At 68.4% G+C, this 21,507-nt stretch carries 10 protein-coding genes; 6 read left to right on the forward strand and 4 right to left on the reverse strand.

The window, feature by feature from the left end:
* Positions 1–50: 50 nt before the first annotated feature.
* Together ACIPQB_RS12825 and ACIPQB_RS12830 are read left to right on the forward strand one after the other, a co-directional pair.
* Entirely contained in the window at positions 51–2,903 is a 2,853-nt protein-coding gene (locus ACIPQB_RS12825) for a TonB-dependent receptor (protein WP_446485624.1), read from the forward strand.
* Between the two features lie 77 nt (positions 2,904–2,980).
* Entirely contained in the window at positions 2,981–4,441 is a 1,461-nt protein-coding gene (locus tag ACIPQB_RS12830) for a CehA/McbA family metallohydrolase (protein ID WP_446485625.1), read from the forward strand.
* A 236-nt stretch (positions 4,442–4,677) separates the two neighbouring features.
* Here ACIPQB_RS12830 and ACIPQB_RS12835 read toward each other — a convergent pair whose 3' ends face one another.
* The 3 genes from ACIPQB_RS12835 to ACIPQB_RS12845 all read right to left on the reverse strand — a co-directional run bounded on the left by ACIPQB_RS12835 (position 4,678) and on the right by ACIPQB_RS12845 (position 11,175).
* Complete coding sequence (locus ACIPQB_RS12835) at positions 4,678–7,698, reverse strand: TonB-dependent receptor (protein WP_446485626.1); 3,021 nt, start codon at positions 7,696–7,698, stop codon at positions 4,678–4,680.
* A gap of 374 nt (positions 7,699–8,072) precedes the next feature.
* A complete protein-coding gene (locus ACIPQB_RS12840; RefSeq protein ID WP_446485627.1) occupies positions 8,073–9,587 on the reverse strand; it encodes a glycoside hydrolase in 1,515 nt (504 codons plus the stop codon).
* 1 nt (position 9,588) lies between these two features.
* Positions 9,589–11,175: a DUF5597 domain-containing protein gene (locus ACIPQB_RS12845; protein ID WP_446485628.1), complete on the reverse strand. Its 1,587-nt coding sequence runs from the start codon at positions 11,173–11,175 to the stop codon at positions 9,589–9,591.
* Positions 11,176–11,436: 261 nt separating this feature from the next.
* On the opposite strand from ACIPQB_RS12845, the gene ACIPQB_RS12850 reads away from it, so the two are divergent.
* The 3 genes from ACIPQB_RS12850 to ACIPQB_RS12860 all read left to right on the forward strand — a co-directional run bounded on the left by ACIPQB_RS12850 (position 11,437) and on the right by ACIPQB_RS12860 (position 16,417).
* On the forward strand, positions 11,437–14,232 hold the full coding sequence (locus ACIPQB_RS12850; RefSeq protein ID WP_446485629.1) for a TonB-dependent receptor: 2,796 nt from the start codon (positions 11,437–11,439) through the stop codon (positions 14,230–14,232).
* Positions 14,233–14,332: 100 nt separating this feature from the next.
* Positions 14,333–15,877, forward strand: coding sequence for a tryptophan halogenase family protein (locus ACIPQB_RS12855; RefSeq protein ID WP_446485630.1), 1,545 nt, complete (start codon positions 14,333–14,335; stop codon positions 15,875–15,877).
* A gap of 72 nt (positions 15,878–15,949) precedes the next feature.
* Entirely contained in the window at positions 15,950–16,417 is a 468-nt protein-coding gene (locus tag ACIPQB_RS12860) for a DUF305 domain-containing protein (RefSeq protein WP_446485631.1), read from the forward strand.
* A gap of 208 nt (positions 16,418–16,625) precedes the next feature.
* On the opposite strand, the gene ACIPQB_RS12865 is transcribed toward ACIPQB_RS12860, so the two are convergent.
* On the reverse strand, positions 16,626–19,214 hold the full coding sequence (locus ACIPQB_RS12865; protein ID WP_446485632.1) for a TonB-dependent receptor plug domain-containing protein: 2,589 nt from the start codon (positions 19,212–19,214) through the stop codon (positions 16,626–16,628).
* Positions 19,215–19,395: 181 nt separating this feature from the next.
* On the opposite strand from ACIPQB_RS12865, the gene ACIPQB_RS12870 reads away from it, so the two are divergent.
* Positions 19,396–21,504: a glycoside hydrolase family 2 protein gene (locus ACIPQB_RS12870; protein ID WP_446485633.1), complete on the forward strand. Its 2,109-nt coding sequence runs from the start codon at positions 19,396–19,398 to the stop codon at positions 21,502–21,504.
* Positions 21,505–21,507 lie beyond the last annotated feature (3 nt).

Genomic DNA, 21,507 nt, shown 5'->3' on the forward strand with positions numbered 1-21,507 from the left:
GTCTTGCCCAGCGAGACGCCGGCTTTCGGCGACATATGGGGGTGATTGTGATGACCAAGTCTTGGACGCCATTCGGAGCGGCGCGCGTTGGCGCCTGCGTACTTCTGGCGACAACGGCGCTGGTCGCCGTCGTTCCCGCCGCCCACGCCCAGGCGGCGGCCAGGGTGGCGTTCAACATCCCGGCCGGCGACACCGCCCAGGCCCTGAACGCCTTCTCGCGCCAAGCCGGCGTGCAGATCCTGTTCCCCTACGACCTGGCCGCCCAACACCGCACGGCCGGCCTGCAAGGCGCGTTCGGCCGCGAGGACGCGGTCCGCAGGCTGATCGACGGCAGCGACCTGGAGATCGCCTCGGCCACCGCCCAGGTCATCACCCTGCGCCAGCGGGGCGGCGGCCCTTTGGACGCCGCCTCGGCCGGCGCTGACGCGTCCGACACGGTCGAGGAACTGATCGTCACCTCGCGCGCCGGCTCGGACGCCCGCACCCGCCTGGCGACCAGCTACGCCGTCACCACCATGAACGAAGAGACCCTGCGCCTGCGCTCGCCAATGGGCGTGGCCGATGCGCTGAAGTCGGTGCCCGGCTTCTGGGTCGAGGCCTCGGGCGGCGAGGCCAGCGCCAATATCCGGGCCCGCGGCATCCCGCAGGAGGGCTTCTCGGCCATCGCCCTGCAGGAGGACGGCGCGCCGGTCCAGCACGACGCCGGCCTGGGTTATCTGAACGCCGACCAGTCGTTCCGCCTCGACGAGACCATCGACCGCATCGAGGTGGTGCGCGGCGGCCCGTCGTCGATCTTCGCCTCCTACGCTCCCGGCGGCACGGTCAATTTCATCACCCGCAAGGGCGGCGATACGCCCGAAGGCCTGGCTAAGGTCCAGGTCAGCGACTACGGGACCAAGCGCGTCGACCTGTTCTACGGCGGGCCGCTGGCCGGCGGCTGGCATGGGTCGGTCGGCGGCTTCTGGCGCGAGGACGACGGCATCCGCGACCCGGGCTACACGGCCGACAAGGGCTATCAGTGGCGGGTGGAGGCCGGTCGCGAGTTCGAGCGCGGCAGCATCGAATTCAACGTGAAGCACCTGGACGACAACGTCATCCTGTTCGCCGGCGTGCCGCTGAAGTTCAACGCCGCCGGCGAACCCAGCGACGCCCCCGGCTTCGACGCCCTGAAGGACACCCTGAACGGTCCCGAAACCGCGCACCTGACCCTGCGCGGCCCCAAGGGTCCGTTCAACTGGGACCTGACGCGCGGCACCGAGGTCGAGCTGACCCAGGCCACCGCCATCTTCAAGTACGAGCCCTTCGAGGGTTGGCGTTTCCAGGACACGCTGCGCTACCGGACCTCGGAGTCCAAGCGCATCGGCCTGTTCCCCAACACTCCGGTGCTGGGAACGGCGCGGATGAGCCAGGTGGAGGCCGACTTCCTGAAGGCCAAGAAAGCCGCCACCCTCGGCCAGGTCATTCCCGGCGCCGTCGGCCTGCAACTGCGCTACAGCACCACCCCCGACCAGGTGTTCCAGACCGCCGGCGCCGGCCAGAACGGCAACGGTTTGGTGCTCGACGGCTCGCTGCGCTACGTCTCGGTTCCGCTGGACGAGCTGATCAACGACGCGCGGTTCTTGCACAAGTTCGAGGTCGGCGGCCAGACCCACGACGTGGCCTTCGGCGTCTATACCGCCCACGTGGAAGAGGCCTTCAACCGCTATTCGGCCAACACTCTGCTCGACGTGCAGAGCAACGCCCGCCGTCTCGACCTGGTGGCCGTCGACGCCAGCGGCAAGGCGCTCTACAGCTTCACCGAGAACGGCGTCAGCAAGTACGGCGCCGAATTCGCCAACGGCGACGGCAAGGCCAACACCGTCGCGCTCTATCTGACCGACGAATGGAGCATCACGCCCAAGCTGCGCCTCGACGCCGGCGTTCGCTGGGAGAAGATCGCCTTCAAGGGCCGCAGCGAACGCAGCGCGGCTATCGACCTGGGTCAGTCGCCAACCCCCGCTGACGATGCGGTCCTGGCCGGGACCGGCGTCTATGACCGCCTGGACCGCAGGTTCGAGCATGCCGGCTGGACGCTGGGTCTCGACTACAAGATCACCGGCCAGATGGGCCTGTTCGGCCGCTACACCTCGGCCTTCCGACTGCCGTCCCTGGGCGACTACATCACCAACGCCGCCAATGCGACGGGCCGGGTCCAGACCATGGACCTCAGCGAGCTGGGCTTCAAATGGGTGACGCCGAAGGCCGAGGTCTACGCCACGGCCTTCCAGACCACCTATGACAATCTCGGCTTCGGCACCGCGGTGTACAATCCGACGACCGGCTTCTACGTCAATCAGACCAGCATCACCGACACCAAGACCCTGGGCCTGGAGCTGGAGGGGACGGTGAGGCCGACCTCGTGGTTCGACCTGCGCTTCAGCGCCACCGTCCAGAACCCGGAATTCGGCGACTACAAGTTCGAGGAGACCTGCACGATCTCGGCGACCGATCCGACCTGCATGGTCAAGCCGCCGGCCGCCACCGCCAGCCGCACGCGCGACTTCACCGGCAACCAGCTGATCCGCGTGCCCAAGACCTCGTTCCGCCTGACACCGGGCATCAATCTGCTCGACAGCAAGCTGCGTCTTGAGGCCAGCGTCGAGCGTTACGGCCACCGCTTCTCCGACGCCGCCAACACCTCGAAGCTGCCGGCCTACACCCTGGTCAACGCCACGGTGCGCTATGCGATCACCGACGACCTGACGCTCTACGCCTACGGCAACAACCTGTTCGACGAGCTGGGCCTGACGGAGGGCAATCCCCGCGCCGGCCAGATCATCAGCGGCGAGGCCGGGGCCCTGTACGGCATCGGCCGGCCCGAGTTCGGCCGTTCGTTCAAGGCGGCGCTTCTCTACAAGTTCTAGGGCGCGCCGCCCGATTTCCCTCCCCTGAAACTTGGGCGGCCGCGGCGTCGGCCGCCCTTCTTTTCCGGACTCCGCCAATGCTCCGCTGGCTCGCCCTCGTCGTCCTGCTGATCGCCTCGCCGGCCCTCGCCCAGGAAGCTGGCAAGCCCGACCTGGTCCTGACCGGCGAGATCACCGGCGCCGACCACCAGACCTATAGGCCGGTGACCTTCGACGTGCCGGCCGGCGTCACCCGCCTGTCCGTGGCCTTCGACTACACCGGCCGCGAGAACCGCACGGTGATCGATCTGGGCCTGCTGGACCCGGTCCGCTTCCGCGGCTGGAGCGGCGGCAACAAGAAGGGCTTCTTCGTTTCGGCCGAGGCGGCGAGCGCCAGCTATCTGCCCGGACCCTTGCCCGCCGGCAAATGGACGCTGCTGCTGGGCGTGCCCAATGCGCGGCCGAACTCCAGGGCGACCTACGAGGCCAAGATCTGGTTCGAGAAGACGCCGATGCCGCTCCCGGCCGCCCTGCCCAGGGCGACGACGCCGGGCTGGTACCGCGGCGACCTGCACATGCACACCGCCCACAGCGACGGCGGCTGTACGACGGGCGAAGCGCCACGCGCGCCCTGTCCGGTCTATCGCACCGTCCTGGCCGCCCAGGCCGCCGGCCTCGACTTCATCGCGGTCACCGACCACAACACCACCAGCCAGGCCGAAGCCTTGGCCGAGCTGCAGCCGGCCTTTCCCGGGCTGCTGCTGATGACCGGCCGCGAGGTCACCACCTTTCAGGGTCACGCCAACGTCTTCGGGCCCACGGCCTTCATCGACTTCCGCCTGGGCTCCAGGACCGTCCCGACCATCCGCAGCCTGCAGCAGGCGGTGAAGGCGGCCGGCGGCGTCTTCTCGATCAACCACCCGGCCGTGCCGTCGGGCGAGCAATGCATGGGCTGCGGCTGGACCGCCAAGGACACCGACTACGACGCCGTCCAGGCCATTGAGGTCGCCAACGGCGGCAACGAAAAGGCGCTGGGCGGCTTCGAGGGCGTCCTGTCGGGCGTGCCCTTCTGGGAGGCCCAGCTGAACCAGGGCCGCCGGATCACGGCCGTCGGCGGCAGCGACAACCACGACGCCGGCATCGCGCACGACAAGCCTTCGGCGGTCGGTCGTCCGACCACGGTGATCCACGCCGAGGGTCTTTCGAGCGAAGCGATCCTGGCGGGTCTGCGCGCCGGCCGGGTGTTCGTCGACCTCGACGGGACCCGCGACCGCATGCTGGATCTTTCGGCCACGACCGGCGCCCGGAGCGCGGTGATGGGCGGAATGCTTCCGGCGAAGCCAGGCGAGGCAGTGACCTTTGTCGCGACCATCGCCGGCATCGACCTCGCCGGTCTCGAGATCGTCCAGGACGGCGCCAAGATCGCACCGGCCGTCTCCCCCACCGGCGAGTTCTCCGTCCGCATGGGCCAGCGCGCGAGCTGGGTTCGAGCCAACGTGCGCGACGCCTCCGGCCGGCTGCTGCTGATCGGCAATCCGATCTACCTGACGCCGCCGTAGGAGAAACGGATGACCGCGCCTGCGGTGGCCAGCTCCTGTCGCCGGACGGCGGCCAGGATCAGCACCCCGCGCGAAAAGTGCGGGTGCTCACCGAAATGCTGATCGAGTATTTCAAACGAAACCCGGATCTCCGGGGCCTCGATCGCTAATCGGTATCGTTGGCCCGAACTGATGGTGTTTTTGGGCGCGCCGCACCTTGGATGTCAGGAATGGTGTGCCGCGCGCGCCGTCGGCGTCTAGAAGACGTATGATCCTCCGAAGAAGAACTGCCGGCCGGTGGTGCTGAACACCCGCTGCGAACGGCGCTCCTTGCCGCTCCACTGGTCGGCTTTCTGGTTGGTCAGGTTCAGGGCGTCGGCCGTCAGCTTGAAGTGCGGCGTCAGCTGGTACGAGAACGACGCGTCGACATTGGTCGTGGCGTAGCTGCCGTTGGCGTCCGGCACTTCGGACTTGAAGGGCAGGGCGGTCAGGTACTCGTCGCGATACGCCACCGAGACGCGGGCCGACAGCTTGGAGTCCTCGTAATACAGCGTCGCATTGACCGAGTGCGGCGAGACGTTGAGGAATTGATCGTGGACCTGGGTGGCCGGCTTCGTCGCGGTGCCTGACGACAGATAGTAGAGCACCGACGAGTCGACATAGGTATAGTTGACCATCGCCCCCATGTTGTCGAACGGGCCGGGCAGGAACTTGAACGGCTGCTGCCAGGAGAGCTCGACGCCGCGGATATAGCCGCCCTGGGTGTTGCGCGAGCGGGTGACCAGGTAGGGCGTGTTGGCGTCCTGGCCGGCCGGCAGCAGGGCCAGGGGCAGGCCGGTGCCGCCGTAGGGCTCGGTGGTGGCGATGGTCTGGATCGAGCTCTGGATCTCCTTGTCGAAGAAGGTCGCGCTCAGGATCGTGCCGTCGTTCGGGTACCATTCCAGGCTGACGTCGTAGTTCTTGGCGCGATAGGGATCCAGGAACGGGTTGCCGATCGAGGCCGTCTGGGCGCCGAAGGTGGTGTTGACCGAGCCGCCCGGGGTCAGGTTGCTGAAGCTGGGCCGGGCCATGACGCTGGCATAGGCGAAGCGGGCCACCAGGTCGGGCGTGACGTCCAGGGCCAGGTTCAGCGACGGCAGCCAGTCGTCGTACTTGTGGTTGACGGTGATCTGCGACGTCAGCGAGGTGTAGCCGGTGGCGGCCAGGTCGGTCTTCACGTAGCGGACGCCGGCGTTGCCGCGCAGGCGGCGGCCGTTCAGCACCTCGGTGTCGAAATTGACCTGGACGTAGCCGGCGGTGTCGTCCTCCTTCACCGCGCGGTTGTTGCCCAGGGCCGAATTGATGGCCAGGGTGAAGTCGCCGTACTTGTTGGCGCAGTTGCACAGCAGGCCCAGCTTGTCGACATAGGCCGAGACGTCCGGCACGACCCAGCTGCTCACAGAGCCGTCCGGCAGGCCCAGCTGCTTGCCAAAGCCGCTGATGGTTTCGAAGAGCGGGGCGCTGCCGGGGAAGTCGGCCGCGAAGTTGGCGAAGTTGAACGGGATGGTGCCGGTGGCGGTGACGCCGGTCGCGCCGTTGTTCGGATAGAGCCGCTGCACCTGCTTGGTCTTGAAGTCGAACGACTTCAGCGAGACGCCGGCTTTCACGGTGAAGACGTCCGTCAGCTTGTACCTGAGATTGCCCTCGACCGTGGACAGGGTGTTGAACACGCTGGCCTTGACGATGCGGATGTCGGGCGTCAGGCCGGTGCCGGCGTTGGTGAAGGTGACATTGGCCGGATTGGCGACGTCATAGCCGTAGTTGATGAACGGGCGCCGCAGCGACTCCCGCGCGTCCCAGACATAGCCGGCCTTGTTGAAGCCGTCATAGGACATCAGCACGTCCCAGGGCTGGTCGAAGTCCGAGCCCGAGTGCCCGACCTTCACATTGCCGCTGAGCCGGTCGTCGAAACTGTGCTCGATGTTCAGGCCGATCTGGTGGGTCTTGGTGGTGGTGACGCTCTTTTCCTCGATGTGCTTGATGTCGACATTGTTGATCTGCATGTAGTCGACCTGTCCGGTCGGCAGCACGTGGACGTCCATGATCTGGGAGTCGACGCGGCCGGCGAACAGCGGGAAGGCGGCGCTGGCGCCGTTGACGTTGCGGTTCAGCGAGGCGTTCGACAGGGCGTAGTCGGTGCGGTCCTGGTCGAACTTCGAATAGACGATGTCCAGGGTCACGTCGGTGCGGTCCGACGGGCGCCATTGCAGGGCGATGGTCAGGCCCAGCCGCTTCTGGTCGAGGGTGAAGCGCCCCAGGCCCGGATTGCGCGGCAGGAAGACGTTGGGCTGGTTGATCGCTGCATAGGCCGCCGGATTGGACGGCAGGCCCGAGAAGCACTGGCCGGCGGGACGGTTCCCCGAGCCGGACAGCGGGTTCACATAAGGGATCGGCGTGTTGATCACCTGGCTGCCGGCCTGGTTGGGATCGTCCGCGGCCAGGCCGCAGAAGCCGTTGTTGGCGTCCGAATAGTCCGACTGCGAGGTGTCGCTGTAGCCGTCCTCCTGCTGCAGGCGCTCGTTATAGGCCAGGGAGAACAGCGCGCCGAAATTGCCCCAGGTGTCGCTGATCAGGCCGGCGAAGCGTGGCGAGGTGGTCTTGTTGTTGTCGTAATAGGCGCCCTGGGCCGAGGCGGCGGCGCGGAAGCCGCTCTTGTCGAACGGCCGCGCGGTCTGCAGGTCGACGGTGGCGGCCAGCGACCCCTCGTCCATCTCGGCCGATTGCGACTTGTTGACCGTGACGCTGTTGAACAGCTCCGAAGCGAAGGTCGAGAAGTCGAAGCCGCGCGAGCGGTTGATCCCGGCGGTGACGCCCAGGGTCGAGCCGGTGGTGGCCGAATAGGCCTCGATGCCGTTGAGGGTGGTGCGTACGAAGTCGCCGCCCAGGCCGCGCACGGTGATGTTGCGGCCCTCGCCGCCGTCGCGGGTGATCGAGACGCCGGGGATGCGCTGGATCGACTCGGCCAGGTTGGCGTCGGGGAAGCTGGCCATGTCGTCGGCCTTGATGACGTCGACGATGTTGTCGGACCGGCGCTTGGTGTTGATGGCGCTGGTCAGGCTGGCCCGGAAGCCGGTGACCACCACCTCGTCGACCGCGACGGAGGCCTGGGCGGCCGGCGCGGCGGGGGCGGGGGCGGTCTGGGCCGAGGCGGTCGCCGCCGTCAGCAGGGACGCGCCAAGGGCCAGGGCCGAACAACTCGCGCGCAACGCGCCGCGATTCTTGACCTGAAGAGCAGACATCGGTTCCTCCCAGTGGACCGGCGCTCGCGCGCTCGGCCCTATTGCTTCCATCCTGGCCGCCCTTTGCCGGACGGCGCGTGCTTGGGCGGATCCGGGAGCTGGTCCCGGGGAGTTCTCATCGCGGTGCTCAAGCCGTGCCGCCCGCGATCCGAAGTCGCCGGCGGTTTGTGGCTTAAATTCTCACAATGTGGACTTTTGTCCCACCTTGTGATCGGAAGATAGCGGGATCGACGTCGAGCGCCAGCCGATAGTGACGGATCTCGCCCGAAAAGTTGCTTTTATGTCGCGATGTTTCAGATTGTGGGATTTGGAGCTTGGCGCCGGCGGAGGAAAACCTCCGGCGGTAGAGGCGATCAGAAAGTCGCCTCAGGCGCCTAGGCGCGCAGCCGGACGGTGACGACCGAGCGCGGCGGCGCCATGATCCGCAGGGGCGCGCCCGATCCCCCTGTCTGGCCGGGCGTACGGCAGAGGGCTTCAGCCCGCCGGTTCTGGTCGGTGACGACCGTCTCGGCCGACCAGGCGCCGCTCTTCAGGCCGTGCAACTCCAGCGCACGGGGGGCCAGGCCGGGATTGACGTGCACGAAGACGATCTCGCCGCCGCCGGGGGCGACGGCGGCGACGGTGTCGGGGTCGTCGACCGTGAGCAGGCGATAGCCGGGACGGATGTAGCGGCTGAAATTGGCCATGGCCCAGTATTTCGTCGTCACATGCCAGGGGTGATCGGCCGGGGCGTCAGGGGACAGGTCCATCTTGATCAGGCCCCAGTTGGACCCGCCGCCCTGCCGGCCGGAGAGATCCTCGATCGCCTGCCAGAACACCCAGGCCGACGGCTCTAGCCGCTTGAGGTCAAGGACGACGTGCTCAGCCAGGGCCAGGGCCGAATCCAGGTTCTGGAAGTCCTCGTGGCTGTTGGCCGCCGACAGGTCGACCTCGGACATCCAGAGCCGGATGCCGGAGGCGGCGGCGAGGTCGCGCACGCCGGTCTGGCCGGTGATGTCGTAGCCGTGGACATTGAGCTGGCCAATCGCCGCCCGGGCGGGCGCGCCGTAGCGGGCCCAGTTGCGCACGAAGGTCTGGGAATTGGTCTCGTCCATCGCCGCCACCCGGGTGTCCAGGCCCCGGGCCTTCAGCGCGCGATCGGTCGCCAGGATGATCCGTTCCTGGGCCTCGGGCGACCAGTGCGAGCCTTCCTGGCGGTTGGCGGCGTGCCAATAAGGGGTGTTCGGCTCGTTGACCGGCGACAGGGTGCGGAAGCGGATCTGGTGGCGTCTTTGCAATTCGTCGACGGTCCGGGCCAGATAAGCGGCGAAAAGGGCCTCCTGTCCGGGGCGAAGATTGTTGTCGAGGCCGCTCTGCGCCCCCGAGACGCGGCCGCTGACGGTCATGAACCAGGGCGGAGAGTTGGAGAAGGCCTCGAACAGCCGCTCGGACTCCGGAACCCGGTTGCGGATGGCGTCCAGCCACCAGCGCTGGCGCGGATCGGCCGACCAGTCCCACTGGGCCTCGTTCTCCGGCCGCCAGGCCGGGTCCGGACCGACCTGACGCCAGAACCCCGGAACATCCGCCCCTGGACGCAGATAGGGCGTGATCCCGGCCGGATTGCCGCCGCCGATATTATAGCGGGCGATGGTGAAGCCCAGGCCCCCGGGGCCGTAGAGCAGGTCGGCCAGCTTCTCGCGGACCGGCTCGGGATAGCCGCCGGTGACATTGGCGAACCAGGCCAGCGCCGTGCCCCAGCCCTCGAACTCGGTGCGCGGATGGTCGAGATCGGCCTGCACCGTCACCGGCAGGGCGCCGGCGACGGGGGCGGAGCAGTCGACCTCGGCCAGGGCGGGACCGGAGAACGACAGGGCGACGACCGCCGCCAAGGCCAGGAGCCGCGACCTCATCTCAGCGGACCATCAGGCTGACCATCAGGCTCGCGCCCTCAGCGGGCAGGCGCAGGCCGAAATAGGTCTCGTCGCCGTTGAGCAGGCGCTCGCGCACCCAGCGGCCCTGTTCGAAATGGCCCTGTTCGACGGTCAGCAACTGCGCGGCGCCGTCGACGCCCAGCTTGGGCGCGAAGGCGACATTGGCGTCGGCGCCGACGATCAGGAACCGGTCGGGCGCGACCTCGGCCATCAGCACCCGGCCGCCCAGGCCCGGATTGCCCTGGCCGCGGTCGCCGCCATAGACGTTGCGCACCTCGCCGAACCGGGCGACCGCGTCGAAGGCGGAGAACGACAGCGGGACGTTGGCCAGGCCGTCTTCTTCCACGGCGGCCTGCACCTTGCCGGCGTCGCGCAGCGGCAGCAGGAACGGTGCGGCCTCGCGCAGCAGGCGATAGTTGACCGCGACCGGATCGGACTTCAGGGCGAAATCGGCGTCGAGGCCGAACTTGGAGACGCCCATCGCCCGCGGGCGGGCCAGGGCCAGGAACATGTGCCGGGCATGGGCGATCGAGCCGCCGGTCTCGGGGATCAGCAGCGGATTGTCGGGCCGATCATAGGCGTTGGCGATCTCCAGATAGGGCGCGACGTTGGTGTCGTAATTGTCCGGACCGATGACGTCGATCGCCGGGGCCAGGGCCTTCCACATCGGCAGCAGCCACGACACCGCCCCGCCGCTGGGCGAGGACAGGCCCGGGCGCAGCAGGCCCGGCTGCTCGCGCGGCCAGACATTGATATAGAGCGGCAGGTCATAGGCGGCCTTGCCCGCCGCCGCGACCGCCTGGATGTAGTGGGCGGTGTGATAGGCCATGAAGGCCTCGGGCGCGCGGGGCCCGAAGGTTTGCGGCCAGTTTCCCTGGCCGGTCCCCTCGATCCGCGGCATGTCGGCCGGGACGGCGGCATTGTAGAGCGCATTGGCGGCGGGGGCGTGGTCGCGGTCGGCGCCGAGCGTGCCGGCCTCGTTCTCGACCTGGACCATCAGCACGGTGCGGGTCTTGGCGTCGATCGCCTTCAGGTGGGCCATCAGGGCGGCGAAGGCCTGGGCGTCGCGGGCTTGGCTGAGGGCGCCGATCGGCGACAGCACGTCGATCGGCCGCCCGGCCGGGTCGATCACCCGCGGGTAGTGCTCGGTGTCGCGCTTGACGAATTCCGGCGTGTAGCTCATGCCGCCGTTCTTCCAGGTGCCGAACCACAACAGCACCAGATGGACGTTCTGGCGGCGGGCTTCTTCGACCAGGCCGTCGACCAGGCTGAAATCGAAGCGGCCGGAGACGGGCTCGATTTCCTCCCAGCTGACCGGCGTCATGATCGTGTTGGCGCCGCTGCGCGCGATCGCGCCAGCAAGGTCGCGAAGCGCCGCGGGGACGCCGCTGCTGTTGTTGACCTGCAGACCCAGGATCAACCAGGGCTTGCCGTCGACGCGAAGGGGCAGGGCGGGGCGTTCGGTCGCGGCTTGCGGTTGAGGCGGGGCGGCCGCTTCGGCGTGCGCGGCCATCGCCCACAGCGCCGTTCCCACCGCCAGCCCGCGCCAAATCGCCGATCTCCGCAAGTCCATCTCCCTGGTCGTTCTGCGCGGCGCCGCGCGCCGACGGCCGCTCTGCGGACCGATGTCGCCCGAAATGGCCATAGAAAGATTTATCCTACAAACGCATTTTGCATACTTGTCGTACAAATCGGAAATCGATATGCCTTGAAGCAACATAACCTCGGTTTCAAGTTTAAGGCAAAGCTTAGGCCTTACACCCAAGCAAGCTTGACCGTTCAATTAGGCAGGGGACAAATGATCAAAGGCATCTTCACGCGTCGAGTCTTGGCCGGTGTTTCCCTCGGAACCCTGGGCTTGGCCGCCTTCGGCCTGCCGGCCTACGCTCAACAGGCCACGACTGCAACGCCGCCGGCCAGCCAGGCCCCCAGCGACGGTCAGACCGTGGACACGGTGGTCGTCACCGGGGTCCGCGCCAGCCTGCGTTCAGCCCAGGCGATCAAGCGCAACGCCGACCAGGTCGTGGATTCGATCCAGGCCCAGGACATCGGCAAGCTGCCCGACGCTAACACCACCGAGGCCCTGCAGCGCGTGACCGGCGTCCAGATCCAGCGCCGCTACGGCGAAGGCGCGACGGACTTCGACCACCGCACCCAGCCGGCGATCGCCATCCGCGGCCTGACCCAGGTGCAGAACTTCCTCGACGGGCGCGCGGTCTATTCGGCCTCAGGCGGCCGGGCCTTCGATCTGGAAGGCGTGCCGCCCGAATTGCTGGCCGGCGCCGACGTCTATAAGAACGCGCCCGCCAACATCATCGAAGGCGGCGTTGGCGGCGCGGTGAACCTGCGCACCCGGCTGCCGTTCGACTCGTCCAAGCGGGTCCTCAGCGCCACGTTCCGCGGCAACTATTACGACCGGGTGCGCAAGAACGGCGGCTCGATCTCGGGCCTCTACAGCGACCGGTTCGACACCTCGATCGGCGAGGTCGGCGTGCTGCTCAACGCCGTGCTGAGCAAGAGCCGCTATCGCCAGGACGGCCTCCTGGCAGGGCCGTTCGACACCGTCGCGCCCGGCTCGATCGCCAACGCCCCGGCCAACGCCCAGGTGCCCTACGGCTTCGAAATCTATGACGACACCGGCGACCGCAAGCGCCTGGGCATCGCCGCGGCCGTGCAGTGGCGGCCCAGCGATCAGCTGCTGCTGACGGCCCAGTACCAGCGGACCAAGTACTGGTTCAACCGGACCGGCGCCTACTATTACGACTTCAACAACCGCTCCAACGTCCGCAATGCCGCCGGAGTGGTGACCAGCTACGGCACCGATCCGCTGCCGGGCGCGGCCTACACGTTCAACGACGAAGGCTACGCCACCAAGGGGTCGCTGCAGAACCAGACCTTCGAAACCGGGCGCTACGACCAGCAGCTGTGGAGCCAGAGCCAGAACTTCACGCTGAACGCGGCCTGGACCCCGACCGACCGCCTGAAGGCCAATTTCGACGTCCAGTACCTGAAGTCCTACTACAACGCCGACCGCAACGGCCACGTGCTGTCGCTGTACTCCCAATCGGGCCAGACCGGCCTGACCTCGCCCCACAAGTCGATCGTCGATTTCGACCTGACCGGCAAATATCCCCGGTGGGAGGTGCGTGACGCCTCGGTCCTGAACAACCCGGCCAACTACACTACGCCGTACATGGCCGACTCCCTGCAGCGCAACGACGCCGACACCCTGTCGTTCGCGACCGACGTCGAGTACGACCTGGAAGGCGGCTTCTTCGACAAGCTGCGCGGCGGCGCCCGCTATTCCGACAACAGCATCGACCTGCGGGGCACCTGGCACGGGGTCTGTATCACCGCCCTGGGCCCGGACGCGAGCTGTTCGGCGCCGACGGGCACGCCGCTGATCCCGCTTTCGGCCCATCCGGAACTGTCGATGCCCGGTCCGTCGATGCGCTGGTTCGACGGCAACACCGTCAAGGGCGGCCTGCTCTATCCGGCCTTCCCGAAGGGCGACGGCGTCTGGGCCCAGACCAAGGCGCTCTACGCCCTGTTCGGGGCGCAGACCAAGGACGCCTTCACGCCAGGCGACCTCAACAGCCAGACCGAGAAGACCTATACCGGTTGGGCGATCGCCGACTACGCCGGCGAAGTGGCCGGCGTGCAGATCGACGGCGGCCTGGGCGTGCGGGTGATCAAGACCGAGGCGACCTCCCAGGGCACCCAGTTCAACAATGACGGGACCACCACGCCGATCGACGTGGACAACAGCTACACGCGCGTGCTGCCCAGCTTCAACCTGCGCGCCAAGCTCACCGACACCCTCCAGGCGCGCCTGGCCTATTCCAAGGGCCTGGCCCGCCCCAACTTCGACCAGCTGTCGACCAACCTGACGCTCAACAACCCCAACCAGGTCAATCCGGTCACCGGCCACCCCAGCGCCAGCTCGGGCAATCCGATGCTGCGTCCGATCGAGTCCGACAACTATGACCTGACGGCCGAGTGGTACTTCAACGACACCGGCTCGCTGACCGCCGGCGTGTTCTACAAGAAGGTCGACGGTTTCCTGGCCGGCGGCACGGTCCTGGGCTCCTACAACGGCGTGACCTACGACGTCAGCACGGTGGTCAACTCCGGCAAGGGCACTGTCAAGGGCGTCGAGCTCGGCTATCAGCAGTTCTTCGACTTCCTGCCAGGCCTGCTCAGCGGCCTGGGCATCCAGGCCAACTACACCTATGTCGACAGCAGCGTCAGCAACCCGTTCGCGACGGCGGGATCGGCGGCGCCGGCCCAGCTGCCGCTCGAGAAGCTGTCGAAGAACAGCTACAACCTGATCGGGCTCTACGAGAAAGGCCCGGTCAGCGCCCGCGTCGCCTACAACTGGCGTTCGGCCTATCTGGACCAGACCACCGGCAGCGGCGCGAACGGCATCCCGCAATACGCCAAGCCCTACGCCTCGCTGGATGCGTCGCTCAGCGTCGACATCAACGACCACGTGGCGTTCTCGGTGGATGCGGTGAACCTGAACAACCGCATGAACGTGCTCTACATCGGCACGCCCGCCGCGCCGCTGCAGTACCAGCTCAACGACCGCCGTTTCGGCGTCGCGCTGCGCATCACCTACTGATCCTCCCCGGCTGGCCGGCGTGACGCCTCGATGCGCCATGCCGGCCTTTTTTCGACAAAACCCTTCGGTCCGCGAAGCAAGACATGGTTCGATCGATCCGATGCTGACCGAAACTTCGCGCCAGAACGGACCGCTGACCCGCATCGCCATCGTCGGCGGCGGCACGGCCGGCTGGATGACCGCCGCGGCCCTGGCCCGCGTGCTGGGCGCCCAGAACGTCCCCGTCACCCTGGTCGAGTCCGAAGAGATCGGCACGGTCGGGGTGGGCGAGGCGACGATCCCGCTGATCGGCCTGTTCAACGCCATGCTCGGCATCGACGAGGACGACTTCGTCCGCCGCACCCGGGCCACCTTCAAGCTGGGCATCGAATTCGTCGACTGGACCCGCCGCGGGCACAGCTATTTCCACCCGTTCGGGACCTATGGCCTCGACCTGGGGCCGATCTCGTTCCAGGCGCTGTGGCAGAGGCTGCGCCAGGCCGGCAAGGCCGAGGACCTGTCGGCCTATTCGGTCTGCGCCCTGGCCGCCGAGGCCGGGCGGTTCTCGCGTCCGGTCCGGGACCGCGCCTCGCCCCTGTCGCAGCTGGCCTACGCCTTCCATTTCGACGCGGCCCTGTATGCGGACTATCTGCGCGACTACGCCCAGGCCCGCGGCGTGGTGCGGCGGGAGGGGCGGGTCACCGACGTCGTCCTGCGCGAGGGCGGGGGCTTCGTCGAGGCGGTGGTGCTGGCCTCGGGCGAGCGGCTGGAGGCCGACCTGTTCATCGACTGCTCGGGCTTTCGCGGCCTGCTGATCGGCCAGGCCCTGGGCGTCGGCTATGAGGACTGGTCGCACTGGCTGGTCAATGACAGCGCCGTGGCCGTGCCGTCGGTCAATCCGCCAACCCTGGCGCCGTTCACCCGCTCGACCGCCCGCGCCGCCGGCTGGCAGTGGCGCATTCCGCTGCAGCACCGCACCGGCAACGGTTACGTCTATGCCAGCCGGCACGTCTCCGACGACGAGGCCGCCGCGACCCTGATGGCCAATCTGGAAGGCGCGCCCCTGGCCGCGCCGCGCGGCCTGAAGTTCAAGACCGGCCGCCGCGACGCCTTCTGGGTCGGCAACTGCGTGGCCCTGGGCCTGTCGGCCGGGTTCCTCGAGCCGCTGGAGTCGACCAGCATCCACCTGATCCAGACCGGCGTCGCCCGATTGCTGGAAATGCTGCCCGACCGGCGGTTCTGCGCCGCCAATATCGCCCGTTACAATCGGCTGGTGAGCCGCGAATTCGAGGAGATCCGCGACTTTCTCATCCTGCACTACCACGCCACCGAGCGCGACGATTCCCCCTACTGGAACTATGTGCGCACCATGCCGATCCCCGAGACGCTGGCCGAGCGGATCGCGATCTTCGAGGGCACGGGCCGGGTGTTCCGGGACAACGAAGAGCTGTTCAGCAAGAGCAGCTGGCTGGCGGTGATGGAGGGGCAGGGGCTCAAGGCCCGCGGCTTCGATCCGCTGGCGGCCTTCATGCCCGAGGCCGACGCCGTGCGCCGCCTGCAGGCGATCGCCCGCGCCGGCCGCGACGCCGTGGCCGGCCTGCCGACCCACGAGGCCTTCATCCAGAAGTTCTGCGCCGCCCCTTCGGCGGCGACCGCCAGCGCATAGACCACGGGCCTGCGCAACGCTCCCCCGCGTTCGGTGTTTCCTTGATCAATCCTGCGTCGAGGAGCTCTGGCCATGAAACAGGATCACGCGTCGGCGGACGCCAAAGCCTATGGACGGCTGGCCGTCATGATCGGCCTGTCGTTCCTCTGCATGTACGTGCTGATGTACGCCATGGTCGACCGGCTGGGGAACGTCCATCCCAATCTCAACCAGGCCTATATGGCCGGGCTGATGACCGCCCCGATGGCGGTGCTCGAACTGCTGCTGATGGGGATGATGTATCCGCGGCGTGGATGGAACCTGGCCATCCTGCTGGCCAGCATCGTGATCGGCGTCGCCTGCTTCGTCGCGATCCGGCAGCAGTTCCTGATCGGCGATCGCGAGTTCCTGCGCTCGATGATCCCGCACCATTCGGGCGCGATCCTGATGTGCGGCAAGGCGCCGATCACGGATCCGGAGCTGAAGACGCTCTGCGCCTCGATCATCCGCGGCCAGCAGGACGAGATCAACCAGATGGACGCGATGCTGCGGAGGCGTTGAGGACGCCCGAACCCGGGCCGCGTCGCCTTGGAGCGTGATGGGTGAAGACAGGATCCCCTTTTATCCCGTCTCCCCGGCGAAGGCCGGGGCCCAGATTCAGCCGTGGCGCCGGACGCTTATCCCAAACACACAGCCCTACGATCTGGACCCCGGCCTTCGCCGGGGAGACGGAGTGGGACGGATCTTTTCATCCAGGCTCAATCCCACCTCAGAAGAACACCTTGCGGAAGCTCAGTCGGACGCTCCGCCCCAGCGGGTCGAGATAGTCGGGCTGGTAGTTGATCGGCACGGCGCCGGAGGCGTCATGGACGCTCATCTTGCTGTCGAACAGGTTGGTGATCCCGAAGGTCACACGCGAGCCGCGCAGGAACGGATGGGCGGCCACCCAGTCGCGCCGGGCCCCCAGATTGGCGAACAGGCGCAGGTTGATCGTGGTCAGGTCCGAGAACCGCAGGTTCCCGGCCGCCGCGCTGCCGTCGACTCGGGTGGCGCTGCGCCAGCTGGCGGTGAGCCGCGCGCCAAGGCCGTTCTTGGTGATTCCCGCCTGGGCCTCGACCTCGTGCTGCGGCTGGCCGCCGCTGGAATTGAGCGCGTCGCCGTTGAGCAGGTCCAGGGGGAGCGAGCCGTCGCCGATGAACACCCGCTCGCGCAGGTGGACGGTATGGAACAGCGCCAGCTGCAGCCGCGCGGCCCCGCCGCCGGGCGGGCCAAAGCCGCCGAAACCGCCGGGACCGCGTTCGCCGCGCCAGCCGCCCGGGCCGCCTGGCCCATCGGGGCCGCCCGGCGTCTGGCCGGGCCCGGCGTTGGACCTGGTCACGTCGCCGGCGGCCGGAACCGCCGGATCCGGCTGGGCGGAGCGCTCGCCGCCGCCGGGGGGCAGGGCGCCCTGGAGCAGGCCGAGGTTGGGCGTTTGGTCTGTGGCGGCGGCTTGCCCCGGCGTGGGCGTGGGCGCGGGGCGGGTCTGGTCCTGGCCGGACGCCTGGCCGCCGTCGCGCCGTTGCCGCCAGTCGCCGCCGCCGCCGGGCGGCCACGGCCGATCGGGATTGAAGGCCGGGCGCGGCGGGGTCTTGCCGATCTGGCGCGTGAAATTGATCCCCCAGCGCAGCTGGTCGCTTTCCTGGCGGGCGAAGTTCACCGGCCGGGCGTCGACGCGGGTCAGGTCGCCGTCGGCGTCGCGGGTGAAGCGGTCGGGGAAGGCGGCCTTGGTCGCCGCGGTGGCGGCCGGGAACGAGGCGATCGGGTCGTCGATCCGGGTACGGAAATAGTTGGCGTTCAGCGACAGGCCGGTGATGTTCGGCGGCCGCAGGGTCACGCCGATCTTCAGCACGTGGCGCTCCTCGGCCTTGAGGTCGGGGTTGCCGCCGGTGATCCGGGTGACCTGGACGGTCTCGCCGCGCACGAAGTCGAAGATCCGGGAGTCCGGCCGCGCCACGGCCGGCGCGCCCAGCTGCGACATGGTCGGGGCGTTCTCCTGCTGGGTCATCGAGACGATGAAGCTGACCGGCTTGATCGGCGACCAGGTCAGGCCGTAGCCGACGGTGGTCAGGGCGCCGAAGTCCGACAGCCGGTTGACCGCCAGGTTCAGATTGGCCGATAGGTCGCCCATCCCCGCCAGCACGTTGTTCTTGCGGCTGGTGATCGGCAGGTCGAAATTCAGCTGGGCGTTGGCCCCGGTGCGGGAAAGATCGCTGCTGGTCTCGCCGGTCGATCGACGCGACACGGCGTCGAGGCTCGAACCTTCGGCGCCCAGTTTCACCGTCGTCGAAAGGTCTCCCGCCGGCAGGCGCGCCAGAGTCCCGTTGGCCACCAGCTGCAGGTTGCCGCCGTCGGTGATCGTCCGGGCGCGGTCGGTGGTCTCGGCGCTGCGGTCGGTCAGGGTGCGGTCATAGCCGTGATCGTAGTTGCCGGTCAGCGACCAGCGCCAGGTTTTGGCGTCGCCGTCGACGGTGAAGCCCAGGTGTCCGTCGAAGTCGCGGCTGTTCTGCTCCAGCGCGACGTCGTTCCGGGAGCCGAGCAGGGCCGCGCTGCGGCTGAACGAGCCGCTGGCGTTGACCGTCGCCGAGACATTGTGGGGCAGGGCCTTGTTGAACACCGTATTGACCGAGGCCTGGTCGGTGCGGGGCAGCAGGCTCCGGTCGCCGCTGAGGCCGTTGCCGAGATCGGGGTCGGCGATCAGGTCGCGGTCGCTTTCCAGCAGGGCGTCGCTGTGCTGCAGCTTGGCCGCCAGATTGAGCCGGCCGTCGCGGTTCAGGCGCAGGGTGCTGGCGTCCAGCTGCTCGCTGGTCTGGCCGCCGGCGGTCGGCGCCGCCACGCCCAGCTCGCCGGTATTGGCCCGGAAGCGCTGGCGCAGCACGATGTTGACTACCTTCTGCTCGGCCGTATAGCCGTATTTGAGCGCCACCTCCTCGGGCAGGATCTCGACCCGCTGGATCGCTTCGGCGGGGATGTCGCGGATCTCGGCCATGCTGGAGATCCGTCGGCCGTTGAGCAGCACCACCGGCGAGCCGCCGCGGCCGCTCTCGGTCTGCGGCGCCAGTTCGGCCAGCAGCTCGTTGATCGAGCTGACTCCGAAGGCGCGGACGTCGGCGGCGGTGAAGGTCTCCTCCGGCGGGATGTTGCCGATGACCGCCCCGCGCAGGCGCTGGCCGGCGGTCACCACCAGGGCTTCGACCTCGTTGTCGCCGGCGGGATCGGCGGTCTCGGCCGGCGTTGTCGGCCGCGGTTGACGCTCCTGCGCATGCAGGACGGCGGGCGTGATGCAAGCCAGCACGCTCAGCAGCGCCATCTTCCTGGTCATGATGATTCCCGACACCCAGCGCGAATCGATCCCGCGCGGACCCTTGTTTAGCGCAATGATCCTGACCCCAGGCTGAATGAAACCTCCGGGCGTGCCTGAACGCAGAAAGGCGACCGAGGCTGGCGACGCGGCCGCTTTTGCGCTTGAAGGTCATGACGCGGGAGGACGCCGGATGGGATTGATGGGAAGACTTGGCGGCTTTGCGCCCTGGATGGTCATGGCGGCGCTGTCGATGGCCGCGCCGGCCCTGGCCCGCGAACCGCGGCCGGTGCAGTCGCTGAACGCCGACTGGCGGTTCCTGAAGGGCGATCCAGCCGATGCGGCCGCGCCGACCCTGGACGCCAAGGCCTGGCTGAACATCATGCTGCCCCACACCTTCAACGCCGGCGACGGCGAGGACGGCGGCGGCTACTACCGCGGACCGGGCTGGTATCGCCGCGAGCTCGACCTGGCCCCGCAGCCGCCCGGCCGGCGCCTGTTCCTGCAGTTCGACGGCGCGGCGCTCAACGCCGAGGTGTTCCTGAACGGAACCCGGGTCGGCAGCCATGCCGGCGGCTACGCGGCCTTCCGGTTCGACATTACCGACCTGGCCCGGCCCGGCCGCAACCTGCTGGCGGTGCGGGTCGACAACGCGGCCACCCCCAGCGTCGCGCCGCTGGGCGGCGACTTCACGGTGTTCGGCGGGCTCTATCGCGGGGTCTCGATCCTTTCGACCCCGGCCGTGCATATCGACGCCTTGGACCATGGCGGACCGGGCGTCTATGTCACGACGCCCAAGGTCTCAGCCGAACGCGCTGAGGTGGCGGTGCTGACGCGAGTGCGCAACGACGGCGGCAAGGCCCAGCGGGCCAGCGTCACCACGGCGATCCTCGACGCCGAGGGCCGGGAGGTCGCGCGAACCGTCTCACGCGTCGCGGCCCGGCCGGGCGAGGTGGCGCCGCTCACCCAGACCCTGGTCCTGCCGCGGCCCCGGCTGTGGAACGGCCGCAAGGACCCCTATCTCTACCAGGTGCGTACGAAGGTGGCGGCCGTCGGGGCCGCTGGACCGGCCGACGAGGTCAGCGTCCCGCTGGGAGTGCGCACCTTCCGAGTGGACCCGAAGGCCGGCTTCTTCCTCAATGGCCAGCACTTAGCGCTGCACGGCGCCAACCTCTTCCACAGCGGTCGCCCGGGCAAGGGCCTGGCGGTGACCGCCGGCGAGATCGACGAGGACTTCCAGATCCTGGAGGAGATGGGCGCGACCGGCCTGCGCCTGGTCCATTTCCAGCATCCGGCCCACGCCTATGACCGCGCCGATCGCGACGGCCTGGTGCTGTGGACGGAGATCCCGCTCAACAGCAAGGTCGACGCTTCGCTGGCCTTCGAGGTCAATATCGTCGAGCAGCTGCGCGAGCTGATCCGTCAGAACGCCAATCATCCGTCGGTGATGTTCTGGGGACTGGGCAACGAGATCTATGCGTCGGACGCGGCCAGCAACCGCATCCTGGCCCGCCTGCAGGCCGAGGCCAAGGCGGAGGACCCGACGCGGCCCACCGTCTATGCCCACTGCTGCGGGGCCGACGACGCGCCGCACGCGATGCACACCGACCTGATCGCCTACAACAAGTATTTCGGCTGGTACCCCGACCAGGTCGGCGAGATCGGCGACTGGGCCGACCGGGCCCACGCCCTGATCCCCGACCGGGCCATGGCGGTCAGCGAATACGGGGCCGGGGCCAGCATCCAGCAGCAGGAGGACCCGCCCCGTCGTCCCGCCACCGCGTCCGGCTGGCACCCCGAGCAGTACCAGAGCCTGTTCCACGAACGGGCCGGCGCGCAGCTGGCGGCGCGGGACTATCTGTGGGGCCAGTTCGTCTGGGTGGCCTTCGACCTGGCGTCGGACGGCCGCAACGAGGGCGACCGGCCGGGGATCAACGACAAGGGCCTGGTGACCTATGACCGCCGCACCCGCAAGGACGCCTATTACTGGTACCAGGCCCAGTGGTCCGACAGACCCATGGTCCATATCACCAGCCAGCGGATGACCCCGCGCGCCGCGCAGCCGGCGGCGGTCAGGGTCTACAGCAACGCCCCGCGTCTGCGCCTGACGGTCAACGGCGTCGACCAGGGCGAGCGCGAGGTGCTGAACCATGTCGCCACTTGGCCCGGCGTGACGCTGAAGCCCGGCGACAACCAGGTCCAGGCGACCTCGGCCGTCGATCCCGCCGTCCAGGACAGCGTCGTCTGGCGGTATGAACCCTCCAGCGTTCCGCTGCTGACCTCGACCGCAGGACCGCCGACCGCGCCGTGAGGC

This window comes from Caulobacter sp. LARHSG274 (assembly GCF_052871235.1).